Below are 21649 nucleotides of genomic sequence, written 5' to 3' on the forward strand. Positions count from 1 at the left end.
TACAGCAATTAGTGGTAATAGGCAAGAGGTATGGCGGTTGCCTGACGTACCAGGTTCTAATTAACGTGTTAGAGAATGAGCAGTACAATGCGTCGCCGGAGGCCCTTGATTGGATATTGGATCGTTTGGCTACTGAAGGGTTTCAACTGGTTAAGCAATTGCCAACTGATCCAGGCGGGGATCTTCGTCCGCAAGGCAGAAGAAGTCCTAATCGGAGAGACCGGCAGCGGATTGGGGTAGATAGAGACCCGCAGCCAACCGAAACAGCTCGCAGTGAGCAAAACGCTTCTCTACCAGGTCCAGATGGTGGCGACCCTGACTTATGGGCCGAACAAGCCATGGATGAGTTGTTGTCTCGAGCGAAAGCAGGAGTGCTTCATCGCGAAGATCTCTTAAAAATCATTGGAACTTACCATCTTTCTCCATTTGAGGTTGAGGAACTGTGCGGTTGTCTGAGGTTAAGAGGGATTGAGCTTCTCGAATTTGACTTCTATGAGATCTACCAAAATGTATCTGGAGATGGCATTATTGATTACGAATTTGACCTCTACGAGATCTACCAAGGAGATGGCATTATTGATTACGAAGAAGAGTCTGGCGACTATGGTTCTGTAGAAAGCCTGGATCGGATTAAGCCAGCCTTATGCCCTGAAGAAGCTATTGACAAGCTGTTATTCCGGGCTGAGATAGGGCTGCTACGTGACGAAGATATCTTAACCGTCATAGAAACGTATCGTCTTTTCGAGTTTGAAGTTTACCAATTGCTCGAGTATCTTTACTCGAAGGGGGTTGACCTTCCCACAGGTTACTTCCCTTGGCAGGTGTCAACGACTAAGGAATTCATCCACCTGAGGGGTAAAAACGCCAAGGAATTCACCCATCCCCCGACCAAGAAATTCACCCACCGCAGCGCCAAATAATTCACCCAAGGAAGGCTGTGTAGCGCACGTGAAGAAATCAACATCCTGGTGCAACATCGTAAGGGAGGGGTACCAGGATGGGACGGAGGGATTTCATCGTGCGCGACATCGTCGAGATATATCTGCACTGGCAGGCGGGCAAAAGCATCCGAGCAATCGCCAGAAGCCTGGGTTTAGACCGCAACACGGTTCGCAAGTACATCCGGGCCGCCATAGATGGCCGGTTTTGAACCGCAACTGAGCCGCTCCGAAGCTGAGTGGATCTCCTTCATCGAAGAGCGTTTCCCCCAGGCAACGGAAGATCCCCTGGCCCGGTCGGCCGTCTTTGCGGAGATCGATCGGTTTCAGGAGTACATTCGGGAAACGCTTGAAACCAACACTGTCACCACTGTGTGGCAGAGGCTCCGTGACGAAGGAAACCTGCAGGCGAGCCTAACGAGCTTCCGCCGCTACGTCCGGGCTATGCTACCGGAAGTCTTGCCCCGGCCGGAGGTTGCCGTCTGGCGACCCGAGGTCCCGCCGGGCGCGGAGGCCCAGATCGACTTCGGCCACCTGGGAAAGTGGTTGGAACCAACAACCGGCAGGAGGTGGCGGGCCTGGGCCTTTGCGGCGCGGTAACGAGCCTGTCACCACACAAAACCCGGCCGACTTGGAAAGGTCCCAAATGGAGACCTCTACGCAAACTTCTCCGCTACCAGACCAAAGCGCAGCCACGGCTGAATCACAGATGGGGGCTTGGCAAGGTGGTGGTGCCGGTGCATAATTAGTTTAACACGGCGCTACACGGTACCAAGGTGGGTGAATTTCTTGGCACCCCCTGGGTGAATTTCTTGACCTCTGACAAGGGTATCGGTTTCTTCAAAACGAGGGGTTTTTCCCGGATTTCATCCTCTGGATCAAAGAAAGCGGATCCCAACGTATCATATTCGTTGAACCACACGGTATGGTACATGAGAAGGCCTACTGGACCAGCGATAAAACCTGGTTGTATGAGCGTTTGCAGAAGCTTTCGCAAGATTGGGCTGCAAGAGGCGAGTTAGGCGAGTTAAATAACGTAGTACTTGATGCGTTCATCATATCCGCCACTCCCTACGATACATTACGTGAGTACTATGGTGACGGCAATTGGACACGCGAAGAGTTTGCCAGGAAGCATATTCTATTTTGGTGGACTTGATGGGGTAGATTATTTGGATTTTCTTTTTGCGTAATTTAGCGGGAAGAGGTGAAACTGAACTTGGGTGAGAACGTTTGGTACTTCGCCTATGGCTCCAACATGGACACCGAGCGAATGAAGGAGCGGGTGGGGCGCTTACCCGACCGTATACCGGGGGTGCTCAGAAACTGGCGTCTGGAGTTCAACAAAGCGTGGGAAAACATTCCCGGCGCAGGTTTTGCCAACATCGTGCCCTGTCCGGGCGATGCAGTGGAGGGTGTCCTGTACCTCCTTTTGGGGGAGGAATTGCGGGAGCTCGACCGGTACGAAGGTGTTCCTCGCCACTACAAGCAACGTCAGGTCAGCGTGGAGCGGCGGGAAACGGGCGAGGTCGTGGCCGCCGTGACTTACGTGGCAAGTCCTGATAAAGTACGACACGGGTTAAAGCCCACCCGCGAGTATATTGGCTACCTGCTGTCCGGGGCAGATTGCCTGAGCAAAGAGTACGTGCAACACCTGCAGGCCGTAGAGACGCTGAATTAGCGAAAACCGAAGGGAGCGTCCAGGATGACGCTGATCTGGGGTGCTGTGGCTCCTGAAGGGCGGAGTGCGGTGATAACAGAGTATGGCTTTGCTGACGTGCTGTCGGTGGAGGAGATGGCGAACGACCTCCGTCGCTGGCAACCGACCGGGTGGCGTAAAGAGGTTGAGCGATTAAGGCATTGGAGCCAGGAACTCTTTGATTCGCTGATGTGAGAGGAAACTGGGTGGTATTGTGGCGGTTTTCCTCACCTTCTACGACGGCGCCGACTGCATCGGCGGCAACAAGATACTGCTGGAGGACGGCAGCGCGTCTTTGCTCCTGGACTTCGGCACCAACTTCAAGGCCGAAGGGATGTACTTCGACGAGTTCCTGAATCCCAGAACCACCTTCGGGTTTTCCGACCTGCTCGCGCTGGACATCCTGCCGCCTTTGCAAAACCTGTACCGCCCGGACTTCGAGTACCCGGGAGTCTGGGAACGGTTTGCCGGGCACCCCGCATGCCGCCCGGTGGAAGTACACGGAGTGCTCCTATCCCACCCCCACCTCGACCACTGCGGGCACCTGACCTACCTGCGGCAAGACATTCCCATCTACACCAGTCTGGCAAGCGCGGCCGTTTGCAAGGCCCTGCAGGACACGGGGAGCGGAGAGGTCTGCTACGCCGTGCCGCGCGAATTGAGAGACGGTCTCATCCGAACTGCCGACTACCGCCGCGTGCCGGCCGAGCAGCGCCCCTACCGCGTGTTCGGTTGTAGCAGTGTTAACCCGGAGGTGGCGGCCTTTTGGGAACGCTGCGATGCCTCCCGTTGCTTAAGCTGCACGCCTCTGGAACCGTGCGACACCGAAACGGACATAGGCGGCTTGCGAGTCCGCTTCTGGCCGGTGGACCACTCCGTGCCCGGTGCTGGTGCGTTCGGGATAAAGACGTCCGCAGACTGGGTAATTTACACCGGCGACCTGCGACTGCACGGGAAACGAGGCTGGCTTACTGGTCAGTTTATCAGCGAGGCGGCGAAGCTCAAGCCCGCGGTCCTCATCTGCGAGGGCACGCACCCTGAAGTGGGAAAACCTGTGACCGAGGAAGAAGTGGCCGCCAACTGCTTCGAGGCGGCGAAAAGGAAAAGCGGCCTGGTGGTGGCCGACTTCGGTCCCCGGAACGTGGAAAGGCTGCTGTCGTTCCTGGAGATAGCCGGGGAAACCGACCGACTGCTGGTGCTAACCCCGAAGGACGTGTACATCCTCGAGGCACTTCGCGCGGCGGGCGAACCGGGCGTCCCCGACCCCTACGCGGACAGCCGGATAGCCCTGTACGTTTGTCCCAAGGCCGTGCGCCAGAAGTGGGAGGACGCGCTTCTGGCCAGGTTCGGTGAGCGCGCGCCCGAAAGGCTAGTGAACGCGGCAAAGGTCAAAACTGACCAGGGGAGCTTCATCCTGTGCTTCTCTTACTACGACTTCCACGCTTTTCTCGATATCGAGCCGCGTGGCGGGACATACATTTATTCATCCAGCGAGGCGTTCAACGAGGAGATGCTGCTCGACCACGAGAAGGTGCGGAACTGGATCGATTTCTTCGGCTTCCGGTTCTACGGCTCGCTGGGCCGGGAAAGGGAAGGCTCCGGCTTCCATGCTAGCGGCCACATCCACGGTCCTGGGATAGAGGAAATGGTAGAGACCATCCGGCCCGAAATACTGATCCCCGTGCATACGGAGAACCGGGACTTCTTCCGGCGGTTCGAAGGCACTTGCAGGGTGGTGTATCCGCAAAAGGGGGAAAGCATAGTATTAGGGTGAACATTCGCGGGGAATACACCGTCACCGTTAAAGGCTGCATCATCACCGCCTCCGAGTGGCTCTCCTGGCGTGAATATGGTCTGAGCAACGCAGAAATAGCCATCCTTCTAGGCATCAGCCCTTCGATGGCCCGCATTATAGCGCGGAAGTTCCGCCAAACGGGGGTACCCGACCTGCAGTATCGGAAGCGGAAGCCTGGCCCAGTGAAAATCATCGACACCACAACCGACGCCGGGGCTTACGTCCTGGGCATCCTCTGGGGCACGGCCTCCACATCCGGAGAAGGCTACTGGGTGCGCCACCGCGACAGGTGGTACGTAGATGTTATGCGGGTAGCACCTGGGTGTTACGGCGGAAGGATACGAAAGCTGCTCCAGAACAGGAGACCAGTACCGGTTAAAGATAACCCGCGCGGCGGATGTAACCGCCGTGAAAGCTGTCTTGGATCACCATGGCTGGACCCCGCGGAAATCCCCGGAGAGACCGTATCCTTGCGGCCCTCTGGACGATCGGGGTTTTGTGCGGGCGTGGGTTGAGCTGCACGCGTCGGCGGACATAGCTCGTCCCGGGTGGAAGAAAACGCCCACCCCCAGGTTAAGGGTATACGGCAACCGGCTTCTTTTGGATGAAATGAACCGGGTCATAACCGCCGGGACAGGGCTAGGCTCAGGAAACCCCAAAAGGCCCCAAACGAAGCCACGGTCTGTCTGTGTTATGCCGGGAAAAGTTTTAACGCGGTTTTGAATTGGCTCTACGCGGGAGCAAGGCTATACAACCCGACGGCACGGGCGCGACTTGAAGAAGCACTGCGCCGATGCGCTGAACAGGTCCGGCGGTAAAGTGCTTTTCAGCCGGGGCCAGATGTTCCTCAAGCAGGGCCTTGCCGCGACCGATCACCCTGATTAACACCGACAGCGCCGATAAGGAATACCCGCCAAACGGCGGGTTTTTTCTTTTTCAGGAGGTGTGTATCTTGAAAATCGCCGTCACCGGCACCCATGGAACCGGGAAAACCAGCCTTGCCGAAGCCTTGTCAAATCACACCGGCCTGCCCTTGATAACTGAGCAGGCCCGCATTGTGGCTGCCGAAATGGATCTGACCGACTGCAACCGTTTACTGAACGACCAGGAATTGGCGAAAGCCTTTCAGTGGCGTGTCCTGGAACGCCAAATCGCGGAGCAGAGAAAGCGCCGATCTTCGGGGATGTGCTGAAGCAAGAGTTGGGATATGCAGAGACTGTTTCCGACCCGGTTTACGCCAACGCCGCCGGGTTTCTCCGGATGCTGCAGGGCACCGGTACGGCCAAAGTCTTGGGCGGCAAGGCGTAAGACCACTTATCCACAGGCAGGTGCCGGTATCCGGGTGGACACGGATACCGGTACGTTCAAAACCTTGAGCCGCAAGAGCTGAAAGCAGATATCCACAGGGCAACGCCGGTATCCGGGCGGGCGGCACCGATGTTAGATATGTCTAAATACCGGGAGGAGGGGTTGAAAATAAGCTTCAAGCCCTTGAAAAGACTGGAGTTGCGCTTACCGGTAGACCACCCGATTTGGGGCGTGTCCCCGGGAGCGCGCGCCGTTGTGGCGAGGGAGTGGCTGGACGTGGGCGCGCGTCTGGAAGCCCAGATGGCCCGCCTGGTCGCCATTGAGGAGCGCCTGGCGGCTATCGAGGAAAGGTTGGTGTCGCCGGATGCGCCTGAGATGTCTTGCGAGAGGCTGCCGGACGGGGAGCGGGATCAGGCCCAGGACGCCTTCAGGCAGAGCTTGATCGACGTCTTTAAAATCGACTTTTAGGTAGGGGGTGACACCCCGGTTGCGGGAGGGAGCGACATGCACTGGTACGCCGTTCAAGTTGCTACAAAACACGAAAACAAGGTCAAGAAATATCTGGAGAAACAGAAAGCCAATGGGCTGGCCGGGAAGGTCGGGCAGGTCGTGGCCTATCAGAACGTTCTCCCTGGGTATGTCTTTATCGAGGCCGACATGTGGCCCGAACTATATCTTCGCGGGATGACTACCAGGCACCGGGTGATAGGCCGGGTTTCTGAAACCGAGATTGCGCGGCTGGCGGAAGGACCCCGCATTGCGCCTTTCAAGGAAGGCGACCGGGTGGAAATCCAGAGCGGACCCTTGGCGGGGCTGGCCGGCACGGTTAAGCGTGCGGGATGCGAGCGGAGCAAGGTTGCGGTGTCGTTTTTCAGCAACAACGTGGTGGTTGATGTAGAAAACCGGCTCTTGCAAGCGATCTGAGTCAACTACCCCCTACTGAAGTAGGGGGCTTGCGGTGACGAGCCGCAAGAGCAGGTGTTGCTCTGCGGGGTAACAATCCTGCGGTGTTGATACGCTGACGATGAACCCTGGGAGGCGCGGGATGCCTACAAGAATGGTGCTAGTCCTAGCCGGTTCGCGGCGCCCGTGCCCGTGCTCTAGACGCAGCCAAGACATAACATGGAGCCGTCCGCTTTCAGGGGGAGATGCACAGGGCAGGCGGGGCAACCCGCCGGTGACCTGCCGCGAGGCAGAGGATTCCTGATGACAAGGAGGCAAAAAGTTGATTTTAGTGCAGAACAGAGACGGCAGGCCCTTATCGCCCTGCCACCCGGCCCGGGCCAGGAAGCTGCTCAAAGCGGGCAAGGCCAAAGTAATATCCACCTACCCGTTTACCATCAAACTGACGTACCAGGTGAAAGAGCCGGTTTTCACACCAACCCGGGTGATCCTGGACGATGGGAAGACCTGCGGCCTGGGCGTGATGCAGGAGAACAAGACACACAACCTGGCCTTGTGCAAGGTTGAGATGGCGACCCGCGGCGAGCAAATAAGCGACAACTTGAAGGACAGGAAAGTATCCAGAGCGCAGAGCAGGGGGCGCTGGAACAAGAAGCGCGGTGTAATGGGAGAGGCCAGGATCAACTATCGCAAGCAAAAGCAGGAGTACCCGCCCAGTATCCGTGCCGATGCTGAAGCCAAGGTCAACGCCGTGCGGGTGGATTTTGTGAAGAAGCGTGAAGGATACAAGACAAATTTCAGCTTTTACAAGCCCGAGACGCTAAAGATTATTCAGAAAAGCAGCAGCCAAACGTGGGTGATACAGTATGGCCGCCTTTCATCCCCCGATTTAAATCGGGGGAATTCCCGGCGGAGATCTTAAAAAACCGGCAGCCGCTAAAACCGGCTGTCGCAATAGAAAGGAGAATGCATATGCCGATTACTGTCGGTTGCACCAAGGAGTTTCTCGACAAAAGCTACCAGCAGGTGGAAAACCTGCGCCTGCAAATTCTGGACGAGCTGTACAGAGTCCAAAAGGAAATGGAGCACTGGGGCGTTTTGCCGGAGGCCGAGCGCACTGTGCTGGCCAAAGCGGGGTACGACGGGCGGGTATTGCAAATTACCGTGAACGACGTTTTGCCACGTTACGCCGCCGGGATCAAGAACTCTTTGCTGCGGGTGGCCTGGTGCCAGTCCATCATTGAAGCCGTAAACCACCTGCGCGATTCCCAGGGGGTGGATCCGCGCTTCGAGAGGGCGCTTGCCTGCGTGACGGTATTTCACCGCCTGGACACCAGGTGGGACATTGACAACCGGGCCATCAAGTACCTGGTGAACGGACTGGCCTGCGCCGGGGTGGTTTCGGACGATAGTTGGCAGAACCTGGCAGTTCTGGTAATTGGGAAGTACGACAAGAAGCATCCGCGGACCGAGATTGTCGTCTGTCCGTGGCACCATAATGTGGAGGATCTAGTACAGTTTGCCAGCACCCGGAGTGCTGCCGAATGACGCTTAGATATAATAAGGAAGAAATTGAAGCGCTTTTCTATCCCAAATGGGGGCCATGCCGCCTTGCAGTCCGAAGAATATGTTTTTCATCGCTCATCAGGATACAAATTCCAACCCACGAATCTTAACAGGAGCAAGGCCCGGACGCATACGCTTAAGCTGCAACCGCAAATATATCCTGCGATTGCGCCGTTTTGGTTTAAGTTGCATTCAGGTCGATTTTAAAGGTGGTGACTTATTTTTGGGTAGGCAGAAAGAGTTGACGGACAGGGACAAAGAGTTGCTTTCACTTCTGGCGCGGTGTCGGGTGCTGGAAATTGACGACGTGGCCAGGGTATACGGAGTAAAAGACTATCACCGGGCGCGGGTCAGGGAGTTGAATGAGAGGGGTTATCTCCTGCGCAGGAAGGGGTACGTGGAAATTGCGCAGAAGGGGTTGCAGAAGGTGGTGCCGGGCGCAAAGGTGACGCCGGTACGGGACGACAAGCAGCGAAGTAAGCTAGCGGAGTTTGCCAGGATGCACTTTGCTCTGAAGGATAACTGGGAGTTCGTGTTTGCCGGTGAGTACAAGCGGCAGATACAGGCCGTTTCGTTTGCCCGCTTTGGTGCCGTCATCGCCAGGGACGGCGTGTGGTACGCAGTCTACCTGTTGCCGTCCGCCGTCCGCGATACGAACGTTAAGAAGCTGCGCCAGGAGATCGGTGGCCTGCCCCGCTATGGCATCACCCGTGCTGTTGTTTTTCACGCTGGCGAAAAAGCCGCTCTGCAATTTGGCGACAACCCCTGCGGGCTTAAATCGCTTCTCTTGCTGCCATACCCTGACGGCCTTGACATTTTGAATCAGCGGGATGACATCTACAGCTTCATTCGTTCGAAATATCCGCGCTTCAGCCCTTGCGGCCGCCCCTTCGCCGACCTGGAGCACGGGGGCGCTTATATCAGTATTCTAGTGGACAACGACCTGGCCAAGCAGAAGTATCTCCGCGACTATCTTGAGCGTGTTCAGGAAATGGAAGGCCGCACCTGCGTAGGAGTGTGCTTGTCCAACCAGAAGGAGCAGTTGGCTGAAGCTTTCCCGCGGCTTAAGTTGGTGGTTATTCCCGAAAAGCTTATTAACAGAAGGGCGGTGTAGGCCTTGGGTATCAACGCCCTGCAGCTCAAAGCCGCCTACCGCCGTGCCGGGATGGTACTCCGTCGCCGTCGCCTGCGTCGTTTGGCCGTTGCCTTGGTCTTGTATGTCCCAAGTGCTTGGCTCCCGGGGTCGTTCACGGTTCTCTTTGTGGATTATGACCTGGCCATGCGTTGTTTTCAAAACCCCCTTCTGGCTGCCGTGACTGTGCCTTTTCAGGGCACATTGCCCTGGTGGTTGGGCCTTAACTTGGTCTTTGGTTTCTTTGGGTACTGGTACTATCTTCAACTCCGGGCCAGGTTTCCGGACACCTTCAATCCCAGAGACGAGGTGGACTTTATGCGCGACCCTTCCTGCGGTACGTCCCGTTGGCTGGATCGGCGGAATGCCGAAAAAGTTCTCTCTTTCGGTCATGGTCCGGGCTTTCTTTTTGGTACTATGGAGGGCGACCCCGTGCGCCTTCACGGTTCCGACTTAAACCGCAACGTCATCGTTTTCGGTTCCCCTGGCTCCCGTAAGACACGGAGCCTGGTGATTCCGAACATCCTTCAGGCCGTGGTTTCCGGTGAGTCCTGCGTCATCACCGACCCCAAGGGAGAGATCTTGCGGTACACGTTGGGCTATCTCCAGTCCCGCAATTACAACGTGAACGTTTTTAACCTGGTGGAGATGCACCGCTCCGACCGCTGGAACCCTTTGGCCGAAATCCAGACCGGGCTGGACGCCCAGCTCTTTTCCGAAGTGGTAATCGCGAACACCGCCGTTCCCGGCATCCGCAAAATGGGCGGCGACCCCTTCTGGACCAGGGCGGAGCAGAACTTGTTAAAAGCCCTGGCTCTCTACGTGGTCAACGAGATGCCCCCAGAGCAGAGAAACTTGGAGTCTCTTTATGCCGTCCTTTCCTGCGGCAGTTTGGATCGTTTGGATATAACTTTCGGTTCATTAGCTCCTGACCACCCGGCCAAGGCTCCGTACAACGTTTTCTCTCATGCCGACAAGCCTGTAAAGGGCGGCGTGATCATTGGTCTTGGGACCAGGCTCCAGGTTGTCCAGAACCCCGAGGTGAAAAGGCTTACTTCCACCAGTGACATTGATTTAAGGGCCCCCGGCCTTGAGAGATGCGCTTATTTCGGGATCGTTTCGGACACCGACACCACCTTTGACTTTTTGGCCAGCCTGTTCTTCACGTTCTTGTTCATTAAGCTGACCCGGCTGGCGGATTCGAAGGGCGGCCCGTGTCCGGTGCGGGTAAACTTCATCTTGGACGAGTTTTGCAACATCGGTTCGATTCCTGACTTTAAGAAGCGCATCGCCACTGTTCGCTCCCGCGGGTTAAACTGCGTTCTGATCACCCAGTCCGTGGCTCAGCTCAAAAACCGCTATCCGGACGATGAATGGCAGGAGATTATCTCCTGCTGTGACTCCCGGCTTTTGTTCGGGGCCAACGAGCCCATGACTGCCAAGTACTTTTCCGACTTGCTGGGTGTGGGCACGGTGAACCGCGTGAGCAGGCAGCATAAGGTCACTGCTCTCGATCCTGTGAAGTTGGGCCATGCGCCGTCTCCGCGCAATCTTCTCAACTTGGACGAGATTCTGCGCCTGAATCGGGAAAAAGCCGTGCTCTGTCTGGCCAGCTTTCCTCCGGCCATGATCGAAAAGCTGGACTTTACCGGGTACCCCGAGGGCGGCTCTCTCCCGGATGCCGCCGATTTGGGGGGCGTGGTCTACCGTCCGGCGCATCTGGACGAAACGCCCCCCGAAGTCATAGTGGAGTATTCTGGGTGCTCTGTGCCGCGGACGGAAAAACTTAACGGAAAAACCAAGAAAAAGAAAGACGACCCTGAAGATGGCGCTGAATTGGCGGAAGATCCTTTTGACCCCTTCCGGGATCCGTTTGCTCCGGAGCTGGACAGTGAAGAAGACCTTGGTATGTACCAGGATCAGGACAAATAGCCTGTTTTTGGTTCGGAACCTTTCCAATGGCCGGGTATGCGCATACCCGGTTTTTGTTTTCAGGGGGGGTGTAATTTTTGTCCGTCCAGAAAATCGTCAGCGCTTTGCGAGCGCATCCGGAATATTCCAGGGCTGTTGTTGGTGTGTTGGAAACTCCGGCCCGGGATGCAGCGTACAGAAATCCTTTTCCGCCGCTTCCGGAGCCGATTCGATCTTATTTAGAGCGTGAAAGCATCGAACTCTATACTCACCAAGCCGAAGTGCTGGAGCGGGCCAGAAAGAAACAGAACGTCGTTCTGACTACGGCTACTGCCAGCGGAAAGTCGTTGGCCTTCACCCTGCCGGTTTTAGAGCAGTTGTATCAAAATCCAGGCGCGACGGCGCTGTATTTGTATCCGATGAAAGCTCTGGCTTACGACCAGCTTTCGTTTTTGCGAAAGCTGGAACGGGAAACCGGCATCGCATACAACCCCGCCGTCTATGATGGCGACACTCCCCAGCTTCATAGAAAACAAATCCGTCAGGAATCGAGAATCGTGCTCACGAATCCCCACGCTTTGCACCGCTATCTTTCCTGGCACAAACTCTGGCAGCGGTTTTTCAGGGGGCTGCAATACGTCATTATCGATGAAGGACATTGGTACAGAGGGCTGTACGGCTCCCACGTCGCCTTCGTGTTCCGCCGGCTCCTGCGCGTTCTGGAGCATTACGGCGCCACGCCGCAAATCATCCTGGCGTCGGCCACCATGGCCGATCCGGCTAAGCACGGCAGGAACCTGACCGGAAAAGACTTCTCCGTAGTGGATGGCGACGGCTCTGCCCGGAGCAAAAAGATATACGTTCTTTGGGACGCTGTGGCTGCGGGCAAGTCGGAGCACCTTCAGGCCGCCGAGCTTTTTGCCGCCTGCGTCGGGAGTGGCCTTCAGGCCATATGTTTCGCGCCGTCGAGGAAGTTGGCCGTACTGACTGCCAGGTGGGCGGGGCAAAAAGTGGCCGGGGTTGCTTCTTATCGTGCTGGCTATTTGCCGGAAGAGCGCAGGGAATTAGAGTCGCGGCTCAGGTCCGGAGAAATCCGGGGCGTTGCTTGTACAAACGCTTTAGAGTTGGGTGTGAACATTGGAGAATTGGACGCAGCCATCATTTCTGGTTGGCCGGGAACGGTGGCATCGTTTCGGCAGCAGGCGGGGAGAGTGGGGAGAAGTGGTCAGGAATCGTTGGTTGTACAGATATTTTTCTCCAATCCGCTGGACGGTTATTTGCTGCGAAACCCGGAACTCATCTTCCGGGCGTCTTCGGAACAGGCCGTTGTTGCATTAGACCATTTCGAAATCCTGAAAGCCCATATCAGATGCGCTGCTGAAGAACTGCCCTTGACTGCCGGCGATGAAAAATATTTCGGCCCTCGCTACAAGGATGCAGTTCGTACTTTGATTAAGGAAAAAAGCATTGTTTTGGACTCCCAGGGTTGGCAGCCGGGGCGGGAAACTTGCGTCATCAAGCGATACGTCAGTGCGGGGAAAAACGTTGCGTCCAGAGTTAGCCTTTCGGCTTTTGATGAAGGCGCGATGCGCCTTCTTCACGACGGCAGGTTGTTGGAAACCTTGAGCCTTTCCAGGGCCTGCCGGGACGCCCATCCTGGAGCGGTATATCTCCACCGGGGTGAGCCTTACGAAGTTAGGGAATTTGATCCTGGCCGGGGAATCGTCACCGTGGAGCGCAGTTCCGGAGAGCTTTATACCCAGGCCCAGGTGCACACGGCCATTTATCCCAGGCAAACCCTGCAAACCCGAGAATTTCCTGGTGTCGTTTTAAATGTCGGCAGGGTGGTTGTTTCCCAGAAAACCCGGGGCTATTTGGTCAAGAAATACGACGAAGTGATTGGGCGGCATATACTTGAAGGCATGCCTTCGGTTAATCTTGATACTGTGGCTGCATGGCTTCAGCTGCAAAGAATTCCTTTGATTGCAGACCTGGAAGGCGGCCTGCACGCGGCGGAGCATACTCTCATTGCTGTTGCTCCGCTGGTGGCCATGTGCGACCGGTGGGACATTGGCGGCGTTTCGCTGCCCAGGGATCGCGATGGGATGCCGGCCATTTACGTTTACGATGACTTTCCTGGTCACCAGCTTCGGTGAGATTACGGTTAAGCGCCGACTGTACCGTAACCAGAAGACCGGCGCGTACCGGTTCCTTCTGGACGAAGCCTTGGGAATCCCTGAACGCCAACGGGTGACACCGCGGATGACCCGTATGATCCTGGAGCTAGGCACGGAGATGCCCTTCAGGCGCGCGGCCCGGGTTATGGGTTTTCTAGTACCGGGGATTCACTGGATGACCGTCTGGTCTAAGGTTCAGGATGCTGGAGAAAAGGCCGCCCGGGATGCTGAGGCACTACGCGAGGCCGTCTTTGAAGACGGTGTGGTTCCTGAAGGCGGCAAGGAGGTTCGGGAGTTATCCATTGAAGCCGATGGTGTAGTAATACCCTTGCAGCGGTCGCCCAAGGCGTTTGGTGAGATCAAGCTGTTTATCGGCTACGAGGGCAGGGAACAAAAGACCCGGAAACTGGTGAACCGTTACACGGTGGCCACCGCCAGGGGCAGCCGGGTGGCTTGGGAAGACACCGGGGCGGCCTTCGGCCACAAGTGGGACCTTAGCAGGGTAGAGCGGATCCGCATTGGTGGGGACGGCGCCGAGTGGATCAAACAAGGCCTGGAGATGTTCCCCGGGGCGACTTACCACCTTGACCCCTTCCACCTGCGCCGGCGTTTAACCGAGGCTTTAAGTTACAGCAGCAACGTCTATGAAACTGTCACCGAAGGGTTAGCCGAGCTAAACCAAGATGCGGTAGTTTCCGCCTTGGACCAGGCGATTCGGGTCAACCGGGGTGCACGCCGTAACGGGATCATGCGGCTTAAGGAGTATCTCCTGGCTAACTGGCAAGGTATCGCCGCCTTGCCGGAGGGAGACCGTTTAGGTGCGATCGAGGGCCAGGTCCGTCACACCATCGCCAGGCGAACAAAGCGGATTGGGGCGCGTTGGAGCCCGGCCGGTGCGGAACGGATGGGACGCCTGTTAGCGGTACGGGCTAATGATGAGCTGGACAGATACGTGGTACACTCGGAACGGTTCGACCTACTGAAAAAGGCTGTCGGAGCCGAGGCAATCCAACTGCCCAAACGCTTCGGCAAAGATCCCGAGGCCTGGCTTCAAGCCAACGTGCCCGCCCTTGAAGGACCGCACGCCGGAAAACACTGGGTCAAGCACATAGTAAGAGAGATTAGTTCACCGAGGTGGTCTACGGTCTAATTCAAATTAAATCGGCTGGGAGATCGCCTACTAAGTCTTGACACGGACACTAAAAATAAAAGTATTGCCATTCGCTCCAAAGTGCTTTAGAATCTAAGTAGTAACCTTTCGTATACTTGATTATACCTACTTGATTATACCCCAGCATCCCCTTATAGCAAGAAAAAGCGCATGCAAATTTTTATCCCTCGCAGCGAAAAAAAATGTCCAAAACCTAGAACAGCATGCCCCATCTAAAAACCAGGCCCAAAACTAGAGTGCCGACAAAAGCGGACCGGGAATTACCCCGGCCTTTTCTTTTTTTTTTGAGGGGGATTGTATGACGGAAACCATCACCGACACCGTAAACCGGTTCATTTTCAAAACTGAAACCTTCGCCATTTTCAAGCTTGATAACATTGTTGCGCTGGGCGATGTCGCTGGCGTTCGCGAGGGCGACCGCTTGACCGTTACTGGCTCCTGGCAGGAGCATCCTAAATACGGCAGGCAGCTCAGAGTCGAACACTGGGAGAAACCCGTCCCGTCCACCGAAGAAGCCGCTGCAGACTTTCTTTCTTCCGGCCTGATCAAGGGCGTGGGCCCGGTATTGGCAGAGCGAATTGTGAGCGTTCTTGGTCCCAATGCCGTGAGTGCGATTTTGGAAGATCCGGACGTATTGAAGAAGGTCAAGGGCATCGGCAAAAAAGCCCCGGAAATTCGCCGTCAGCTTCAGGAGACCTATCAAGTGCAGCAGGTCGTAGCAGAGCTGATACGGCTTGGGCTCACTTTGAAAACGGCGATGAAGGCTTACATGAAATTCGGCCGCCCGGCCGCCGAGTACGTTCGGAGAAACCCCTACTGCCTGACCGAACTGGATCTGATCGGGTTCCACCGGGCGGACGACATTGCCCGGCGGGCCGGCCTGGCTCCGGATTCTTCTTTTAGAGTCAAGGCCGGAATACTGTATGTTTTAAACGAATCTCTCTGGGACGAGGGTCATGCCTACCTGCCCAGGGATGAGCTCATTTCCCGCTCCCTGACCTTGTTGAACCATGTCGAAAAAAGCGTGTCGCTGGACATTGTGGAGAAAGAACTCTCCCGCCTTAAAGGGGTTCACGGAAGTGCGGAAGTCTCTCTGGCCTGGGCCAGGGAGTACGAAGAAGAGATCGCCCGGGACGTGAAAAGGTTGGCCCGGCAACGGTTCGATGTACCGCCTTTGCCCCGGGATCTGATCAGGGGCATTGAGCTGACCCCTGACCAGAATGCAGCAGTTAAGACTGCGCTGGAGAGCGGCTTTTCTATCTTGACCGGCGGTCCCGGCGTGGGCAAGACTCAGACTGTAAGGGCGGTCATCAGGGCCTTCGAGTTGCAGAACCCTTGGGGGGGAGTATTTCTTTGCGCTCCTACAGGGAGAGCAGCCAGAAGGCTTTCGGAGGTGACCGGGCGCCAGGCGCACACCGTGCACAAGCTTCTGGGCCTCCGGAACGGCCACGCAGACCGCAACCGCAAAAACCCGCTGGAATGCGATCTGTTGATTTTGGACGAAGCGAGCATGGCCTGCTTGGTTTTGACCAAGCGCCTCCTCGAAGCCGTTCCCAACAACGCCAGGATCCTTTTCGTCGGAGACGCGGACCAGCTTCCGAGCGTTGGCCCGGGCAACATTTTGCGCGATCTGCTGGACAAAGTTCCGACTGTCCGCCTGACCGAAATCTTTCGCCAGGCTGCCGAGAGCCAGATCGTAACGAACGCTCACCGGATAAATAGGGGCCAGATGCCGCTGATTGACCGCTCGAAGACGGACTTTATATTCCTGGAAAGAGAAGATCCGGAAGACATCGCAAAGTGCGTGGCGACTTGCGCTTCCGGGATGGGTTACGATCCTTTGGACGTGCAGGTTCTTTCGCCGATGCGAAAGGGCCCGGTGGGGACGGCTGAGCTCAATAAGCTCATCCAGGGGGGGATGTCCGGCCCCAGGGTGAAATACGGCCAGTACGTCTTCCATGTGGGCGACAAGGTGATCCACACGAAGAACAACTATGACAAAGGGGTTTTCAACGGCGACATCGGGATTATCAAGAAGATCAAGATGCAGCACGATGTCCTGGTGCAGTACAGCAGCGGCCTGGTTTCCTATTCCGGGGATGACCTGAGAGAGCTTGAGCCGGCGTGGGCGGTCACGGTTCACAAGGCTCAGGGCTCTGAGTTTAAGGCTGTAATAATTCCCGTCACCACCTCTCACTATGTCATGCTGCACCGCAACCTGATCTATACCGCCGTCACCAGGGCCAGGGAAAAAGTGATTCTGGTGGGCACGAAGAAGGCTTTGGCCATTGCGGTGCGCAACAACAAGCCGATTCAGCGTTACACCGCGCTTTCGGGCCTCCTGAGAGACGCGCCCCGCCGTTAAGGCGGGGTTTTTGTTTTTCAGGGGGTGATCGCAATGATCGAATTTCGCTTCATAGAAGCCAGCCGAGATGACAACGAAAACCGCGTCAGCAGAGTGATTGCCGAGCTGCTGGACCGGTGCGCGGCTGAACTGATCGAGCAGGATAGCCGGGATGCCCTGGAGAACAGTCAAGGCATTGCTGCGCAAGCGGGATAGTTCAGGGGGGATCTAGAAAGATGTCCGGAGTGGCGATCATCTACATTAGAGTTTCAACTGAAGAGCAGTCCAGGAAGGGCTACTCGCTGCCGGATCAGCTGGAGAAATGTACTCAGAAGGCGGAGGAGATGGGTGCGTGTGACGCTGTTTTGTGCACCGACTACGCGGAGACCGCGGCCTATCTTGACCGCCCGGGGCTCCAGCGCGCCCTGGAGCTGGTGGCCACCGGGAGGTACGCTTATTTCATTGCTCTTGACGTCGACCGGCTCGCCCGCGATCTGGGGGATCAGCTTTACGTCACCGAGGAAATAGAAAAACGGGCCAGGGTGGAGTTTGTGACTCATCGCCGGGGCGATCCCGGCAATCCGGAGGATACGCTTTTCTACCATATTAAAGGCGCTTTCAGCCAGTACGAGCGGGCGAAGACGCGCCAGAGGACAATCGCCGGAGCGCGCCAAAAGGCGAAAAGCGGCAGGATTGTGCGGCCCGGGTGTTACCCTGGGCACCCTGGACCTTACGGGTACAGATACAACAAGGACCCCCAGAACCCGGAGTTCAGTATTGTGGAGGAAGAGGCCGCGGTGGTCAGGAAGATTTACCGTTGGGTGCTTGACGAAGGCTTGGGCTTGCAGGCCATCGCTGCGCGGTTGAACCAGGAAAAAGTTCCGCCGCCTCGGGGGGTGAAGTGGTACACCAGCATGGTTGGGAGAATCCTGACCAAAGAGCTTTACTACGGCGAGTTCCACAACTTCAAGTGGCGCACGGTCACGGTGGAGGGGCGCACCCCGTCGGGGCGAAGGCGTACCAGGTATTTGACGCGCCCGGTGGAAGAGCGCATACCGGTTAAAGTGCCGCCCATCGTCAGCAGGGAAGAGTGGAAGAGGGTTCAAGAAATAAGGCGGCAAAACGGCTTGAGGGTTAGGAAGGGCAGGAAGCACCAGTATCTTCTCGTGGGGCACATCCGGTGCGGCGAGTGCGGCCGGTCCTACAATTCTGAGCCCCACGGCACCGGTCTGCGGTACAGGTGTATAGGTACCAGGAAGCAGATGTCTTCGACGCCCTGCACGAATCGTTCCTGGCCCGTGCATAGCAATTCAAGAACCCCTGGTCTTGACGACGTGATCTGGGATGAAATATCAAAACGCCTTAAGGATGCGTCTTTGATCGAGAAGGAATTGGCCGGAAAGCGCAGGTTTCCCGACGCCGCGGTGCGGGATAAGCTGGAGAAAGAGCTGCAGGAGCTTGAGCTTCATTTGAGCGAACTCCGCCGGCATCGCGAGTCTCTTTTCGAGATGCGCTTGGAAAATGTTCTTTCCGAGAAGGAATTCAGGTTCAGGCTGTTGAAGGTAAATGACAAAGTTAACATTATTCAGCAGAAATTGGACGAAGCGCGCCGAAAGCTGTCGGTGATGGGTCCGGTGAAGATGCCCGACTTTCATGCGTTGCAAAAGGCTTATATTGCGAAGGTAGAGAATGCCGACTTTGATCTTAAGCGTGAGATCATCGGAAAACTCAATATCAGCGCGAAGGTTTACCGCCGGCGGGTGGAGATCTTCTGGCCGTTTAGCTGCACGCAAAAAGTGGACAATCTCACCCACAATCGAGATTGTCGGGCTCCCGGGAGGTGCCGTCCGCGAAAGTAAGGACCGGGTCCGGGCCGCAATTCGGAACGCCGGCTACGAGTTTCCCCCGCGGAAGATTACCGTGAACCTGGCTCCCGCTGATTTGCGCAAGGAAGGGCCGGCCTACGACTTGCCAATCGCCCTGGGCGTGCTGGTCGGGAGCGAACAGGTGCCGGCTGGGCTGGACGCCGGCTTCGTGTTTTTGGGGGAACTTTCCCTGGACGGCAGCATCCGGGGAGTGCACGGCGTTCTCCCCGCGGTGTTGGCGGCTGTCAACGCCGGATTCAGGCGGCTGATCGTGCCCGAAGCCAACGCGGGAGAGGCCGCGCTGGTAGATAAGGCCGAGGTTTTTCCGGTCCGGGACATCGGGCAGGTGCTACGCTTTCTGGCTGGAGAGGAGGAGATCGCCCCGTTTCAAGTGAATCTGGAGGCTCTGTTGAAGGTACCGCCTGACAGGCATCCGGATTTTGCCGAGGTCAAGGGTCAGCCCACCGCCAAGCGGGCCTTGGAGGTGGCGGCCGCGGGTGGACACAATGTTCTGATGTTGGGCAGTCCCGGTTCGGGGAAGACGATGCTAGCCCGTTGTCTGCCCGGCATCCTGCCGGACATGGATTTCGCCGAAGCCCTCGAAGTAACCATGCTGTACAGCCTGTCCGGCTTGCTGGAACCGGGAGAGGTGCTGATCACCCGCAGGCCGTTTCGGGCTCCACACCACACCACCTCACCCGTGGCGATGGTCGGCGGGGGGCGGACGCCGCGGCCCGGAGAAATCAGCCTTGCGCACCAGGGCGTGCTTTTCCTCGACGAGTTTCCGGAGTTCAAGCGCGAAGCTCTGGAGGCGCTGCGCCAACCCCTGGAGGACGGCGCAATCACGGTGTCCCGCGTCGCCGGTTCCTGTTCCTTTCCGGCCCGCATCATGCTGGTGGCGGCGATGAACCCGTGCCCCTGCGGTTTTTTCGGTGACACCCGGAAGGAGTGCGCTTGTACGCCCCACCAAATCCAGCGCTACATCGGCCGCATTTCCGGGCCCCTCCTGGACCGGATGGATATCCAACTGGAAATCCCACGCCTCGAATTTCAAGAACTCACCGCGGAGACCGGGGTTGCGGAATCACCCCGGATCAGGGAAAGGGTTGAAGCGGCCCGGGAGATTCAGCGTGCCCGTTTCTCCGGCCCAGCCCGCTGCAACGCCCGGATGACAGTGCGGGAGCTCCGCCGGCACTGCCGTTTGACACGGGAAGCCAGGGAGCTGTTCGGGCAGGCGTTCCGCATGCTGGAACTGAGTGCGCGGGCCCACGACCGCATTCTCAGGGTGGCGCGCACCATCGCCGATCTGGACGGTGCGGAGACCATCGACAGCCGGCATATCGGGGAAGCTGTTCAGTACCGTTCTCTGGACCGGAAATACTGGCGCTAGGTTCTTGGGTATTATTGGCGCATAGTGATTTGATAAAGTTGGCGTGCTACTGGCAGGGGCGCTTGTCGGTCACGGTGGATTTTCACAATCCGAATCGGTTTTTGCATATCCCGGAAAGGTAAGGAATAAGATGGGGGTAAAGGTGATGGGTGAGAAGGAAGCAAGGCCGGCCCATTTTCCGGAACCGACAAGAAGGGGAGAGATCACCCTGAGACTGTCGGAATTTGAGTTCCCGCCCATGCAGGACATACTCCTGGTGGGGAAAAGAGCGCCGATCGGTCCGGAAGCCGTAAGGAGAATGGTGGATGCGCTGTCGCCGGAGCAGTATGACATCGTCCGCCTGGAGCATTCGCTGTTCGAGGCCGTGGTCGTAAAGAAATCTCTGCTCAGGCTCCTTCCCAGGGAGAGACTCTTGCCGATCATCCTGGAAGAAGGGGAGAGGGTGGCAACCGAAAACACTATTGTCAAAGTCCAGGCCAACATTGTCATTCATGTGTCCCGGGCGGTGGAGCTTTGATGCGCGTGCAGGACATAATGAGTCAGTCGCTGGTGACCGTTTCGTCTGACCGGTCCGTCCGGGCAGCTATCGAGTTGATGCACCGGATGAGAATCGGGAGTCTGCCGGTTGTGGATGACGGGTGGCTTGTCGGCATCGTAACTTCCCGGGACGTGAGAGGTGCCCACCCCAACCGGCTGGTGGCCGATGTCATGAGGGTTGATGTAGTGACCGTTTCAGCGGAGAGTTCCCTTTGGGAAGCGAAGGAACTCTTGGAGCGACACGGTATCGAGCGCCTGGTTGTGGTGGAGCGGGATTCCCCGGTGGGCATCGTGACGAAGTCACGCCTTTATGCCGAAATCGGCAAACACGTTGACGGCCTGACAGGTCTCGAGCGGGCGGAGTTTTTGCAAAGAAAAGCGGCAGAGCTGCTCAAGCAAGACCAAGAGATCGCCGTCATTTTTCTTGACCTTGATGACTTTGGGGTTATCGATAAAGAGTATGGCCATGTGTTCGGTGATGAAATCCTGATGCTGGTGGCGAAGACCTTGAAGGAATTGCTAGCAGACGAGGGGGAGTGCCTCTGCCGTTACGCAGGCGACGAGTTCGCGGTGGTAACCACTGCGCCCCTGGACGAGGCAAAACAGCTCGCGCTGCGCATGGTCACCGCCCTCAGGACAAAAAATTGGCCGCGAGGCGTTAAGGTGACGGGGTCCGCCGGTGTGGCCGGTGGACGGCGACAGCTTGGGCGCCAGACAGGGAATGAAATCCACACCGTAAGCGACCTGATCAACATGGCCAGCCTTGCCTCCACAGCTGCGAAGAAAGACAAAAAACAGGTAGTCGTGGCCGGGAAGGTGGAGCTTACCGAAGAGGTCCCCTGAGACTGCACGAGAGCCGGTTTTGCTCCGGACATGAGATCACCGTGTCTTGTTCTGCGTCAGTCCGCTGTTG

At 57.0% G+C, this 21649-nt stretch carries 21 protein-coding genes and 2 pseudogenes; all 23 read left to right on the forward strand.

Features of this window, described 5'->3' with window-relative positions:
* Positions 1-65 precede the first annotated feature (65 nt).
* The 23 genes and pseudogenes from DAUD_RS04050 (at position 66) to DAUD_RS04135 (ending at position 21579) form a co-directional block, all read left to right on the forward strand.
* Positions 66-920, forward strand: coding sequence for a hypothetical protein (locus tag DAUD_RS04050; RefSeq protein ID WP_166485108.1), 855 nt, complete (start codon positions 66-68; stop codon positions 918-920).
* A gap of 77 nt (positions 921-997) precedes the next feature.
* Positions 998-1150 (forward strand): helix-turn-helix domain-containing protein, encoded by a 153-nt coding sequence (locus tag DAUD_RS12025; protein WP_083756594.1) that lies wholly within the window; start codon positions 998-1000, stop codon positions 1148-1150.
* Positions 1137-1538 (forward strand): hypothetical protein, encoded by a 402-nt coding sequence (locus DAUD_RS11520; RefSeq protein WP_049752563.1) that lies wholly within the window; start codon positions 1137-1139, stop codon positions 1536-1538. Before DAUD_RS12025 ends, DAUD_RS11520 begins: the two co-directional genes overlap by 14 nt.
* Before the next feature lie 619 nt (positions 1539-2157).
* The gene (locus DAUD_RS04060) at positions 2158-2619 is read left to right on the forward strand and encodes a gamma-glutamylcyclotransferase family protein (protein ID WP_041571133.1); all 462 of its coding nucleotides are present in this window, start codon (positions 2158-2160) and stop codon (positions 2617-2619) included.
* A gap of 24 nt (positions 2620-2643) precedes the next feature.
* Positions 2644-2832, forward strand: a complete 189-nt coding sequence (locus tag DAUD_RS04065; protein WP_041570813.1) for a hypothetical protein — start codon at positions 2644-2646, stop codon at positions 2830-2832.
* A gap of 19 nt (positions 2833-2851) precedes the next feature.
* The gene (locus DAUD_RS04070) at positions 2852-4411 is read left to right on the forward strand and encodes an MBL fold metallo-hydrolase (RefSeq protein ID WP_012301910.1); all 1560 of its coding nucleotides are present in this window, start codon (positions 2852-2854) and stop codon (positions 4409-4411) included.
* Positions 4408-4947 carry a helix-turn-helix domain-containing protein gene (locus tag DAUD_RS12410; RefSeq protein ID WP_166485109.1) on the forward strand — a complete coding sequence of 180 codons (540 nt, stop codon included), beginning with the start codon at positions 4408-4410 and terminating at the stop codon, positions 4945-4947. Before DAUD_RS04070 ends, DAUD_RS12410 begins: the two co-directional genes overlap by 4 nt.
* Positions 4948-5384: 437 nt before the next feature.
* Positions 5385-5624: an AAA family ATPase gene (locus tag DAUD_RS04075; RefSeq protein ID WP_166485110.1), complete on the forward strand. Its 240-nt coding sequence runs from the start codon at positions 5385-5387 to the stop codon at positions 5622-5624.
* The gene (locus tag DAUD_RS12925) at positions 5618-5740 is read left to right on the forward strand and encodes a hypothetical protein (protein WP_278183784.1); all 123 of its coding nucleotides are present in this window, start codon (positions 5618-5620) and stop codon (positions 5738-5740) included. The genes DAUD_RS04075 and DAUD_RS12925 overlap by 7 nt, the downstream gene beginning before the upstream one ends.
* 162 nt (positions 5741-5902) lie before the next feature.
* Positions 5903-6208, forward strand: coding sequence for a hypothetical protein (locus tag DAUD_RS04080; protein WP_166485111.1), 306 nt, complete (start codon positions 5903-5905; stop codon positions 6206-6208).
* Between the two features lie 36 nt (positions 6209-6244).
* Complete coding sequence (gene nusG, locus DAUD_RS04085; RefSeq protein ID WP_041570814.1) at positions 6245-6664, forward strand: transcription termination/antitermination protein NusG; 420 nt, start codon at positions 6245-6247, stop codon at positions 6662-6664.
* A gap of 310 nt (positions 6665-6974) precedes the next feature.
* Positions 6975-7565: an RRXRR domain-containing protein gene (locus DAUD_RS04090; RefSeq protein ID WP_242647905.1), complete on the forward strand. Its 591-nt coding sequence runs from the start codon at positions 6975-6977 to the stop codon at positions 7563-7565.
* A gap of 50 nt (positions 7566-7615) precedes the next feature.
* Positions 7616-8191: a hypothetical protein gene (locus DAUD_RS04095; protein ID WP_012301914.1), complete on the forward strand. Its 576-nt coding sequence runs from the start codon at positions 7616-7618 to the stop codon at positions 8189-8191.
* Between the two features lie 241 nt (positions 8192-8432).
* Complete coding sequence (locus DAUD_RS04100; RefSeq protein WP_012301915.1) at positions 8433-9323, forward strand: hypothetical protein; 891 nt, start codon at positions 8433-8435, stop codon at positions 9321-9323.
* A 3-nt stretch (positions 9324-9326) separates the two neighbouring features.
* Positions 9327-11273, forward strand: a complete 1947-nt coding sequence (locus DAUD_RS04105; protein ID WP_012301916.1) for a VirD4-like conjugal transfer protein, CD1115 family — start codon at positions 9327-9329, stop codon at positions 11271-11273.
* 143 nt (positions 11274-11416) lie between these two features.
* Positions 11417-13408 carry a DEAD/DEAH box helicase gene (locus DAUD_RS12415; RefSeq protein ID WP_278183789.1) on the forward strand — a complete coding sequence of 664 codons (1992 nt, stop codon included), beginning with the start codon at positions 11417-11419 and terminating at the stop codon, positions 13406-13408.
* Positions 13389-14579, forward strand: a pseudogene (locus tag DAUD_RS04115) (ISLre2-like element ISCde3 family transposase); the annotation flags it as partial. The gene DAUD_RS12415 and the pseudogene DAUD_RS04115, both read left to right, overlap by 20 nt.
* A gap of 319 nt (positions 14580-14898) precedes the next feature.
* Entirely contained in the window at positions 14899-16965 is a 2067-nt protein-coding gene (recD2, locus tag DAUD_RS04120; RefSeq protein ID WP_012301919.1) for an SF1B family DNA helicase RecD2, read from the forward strand.
* 33 nt (positions 16966-16998) lie between these two features.
* Positions 16999-17160, forward strand: coding sequence for a hypothetical protein (locus DAUD_RS12420; RefSeq protein ID WP_166485112.1), 162 nt, complete (start codon positions 16999-17001; stop codon positions 17158-17160).
* 20 nt (positions 17161-17180) lie between these two features.
* Positions 17181-18233 (forward strand): annotated as a pseudogene (locus tag DAUD_RS13110) (recombinase family protein); the annotation flags it as partial.
* A gap of 400 nt (positions 18234-18633) precedes the next feature.
* On the forward strand, positions 18634-20199 hold the full coding sequence (locus tag DAUD_RS04125) for a YifB family Mg chelatase-like AAA ATPase (protein ID WP_083756597.1): 1566 nt from the start codon (positions 18634-18636) through the stop codon (positions 20197-20199).
* 145 nt (positions 20200-20344) lie between these two features.
* Positions 20345-20716, forward strand: a complete 372-nt coding sequence (locus DAUD_RS04130; RefSeq protein WP_012301922.1) for a hypothetical protein — start codon at positions 20345-20347, stop codon at positions 20714-20716.
* Complete coding sequence (locus DAUD_RS04135; protein ID WP_012301923.1) at positions 20716-21579, forward strand: CBS domain-containing protein; 864 nt, start codon at positions 20716-20718, stop codon at positions 21577-21579. The genes DAUD_RS04130 and DAUD_RS04135 overlap by 1 nt, the downstream gene beginning before the upstream one ends.
* The last annotated feature ends 70 nt before the right edge of the window (positions 21580-21649 follow it).

Origin of the sequence: Candidatus Desulforudis audaxviator MP104C, assembly GCF_000018425.1 — a bacterium.
Classification (GTDB): Bacteria; Bacillota; Desulfotomaculia; order Desulfotomaculales; family Desulforudaceae; genus Desulforudis; species Desulforudis audaxviator.

Coding starts and splice junctions, on each gene's coding strand:
- DAUD_RS12025 (WP_083756594.1), top strand. CDS start 998: ATGGGACGGAGGGATTTCATCGTGCGCGACATCGTCGAGATATATCTG.
- DAUD_RS11520 (WP_049752563.1), top strand. CDS start 1,137: ATGGCCGGTTTTGAACCGCAACTGAGCCGCTCCGAAGCTGAGTGGATC.
- DAUD_RS04065 (WP_041570813.1), top strand. CDS start 2,644: ATGACGCTGATCTGGGGTGCTGTGGCTCCTGAAGGGCGGAGTGCGGTG.
- nusG (WP_041570814.1), top strand. CDS start 6,245: ATGCACTGGTACGCCGTTCAAGTTGCTACAAAACACGAAAACAAGGTC.
- DAUD_RS04095 (WP_012301914.1), top strand. CDS start 7,616: ATGCCGATTACTGTCGGTTGCACCAAGGAGTTTCTCGACAAAAGCTAC.
- recD2 (WP_012301919.1), top strand. CDS start 14,899: ATGACGGAAACCATCACCGACACCGTAAACCGGTTCATTTTCAAAACT.
- DAUD_RS12420 (WP_166485112.1), top strand. CDS start 16,999: ATGATCGAATTTCGCTTCATAGAAGCCAGCCGAGATGACAACGAAAAC.
- DAUD_RS04125 (WP_083756597.1), top strand. CDS start 18,634: ATGCCGACTTTGATCTTAAGCGTGAGATCATCGGAAAACTCAATATCA.
- DAUD_RS04130 (WP_012301922.1), top strand. CDS start 20,345: ATGGGTGAGAAGGAAGCAAGGCCGGCCCATTTTCCGGAACCGACAAGA.
- DAUD_RS04135 (WP_012301923.1), top strand. CDS start 20,716: ATGCGCGTGCAGGACATAATGAGTCAGTCGCTGGTGACCGTTTCGTCT.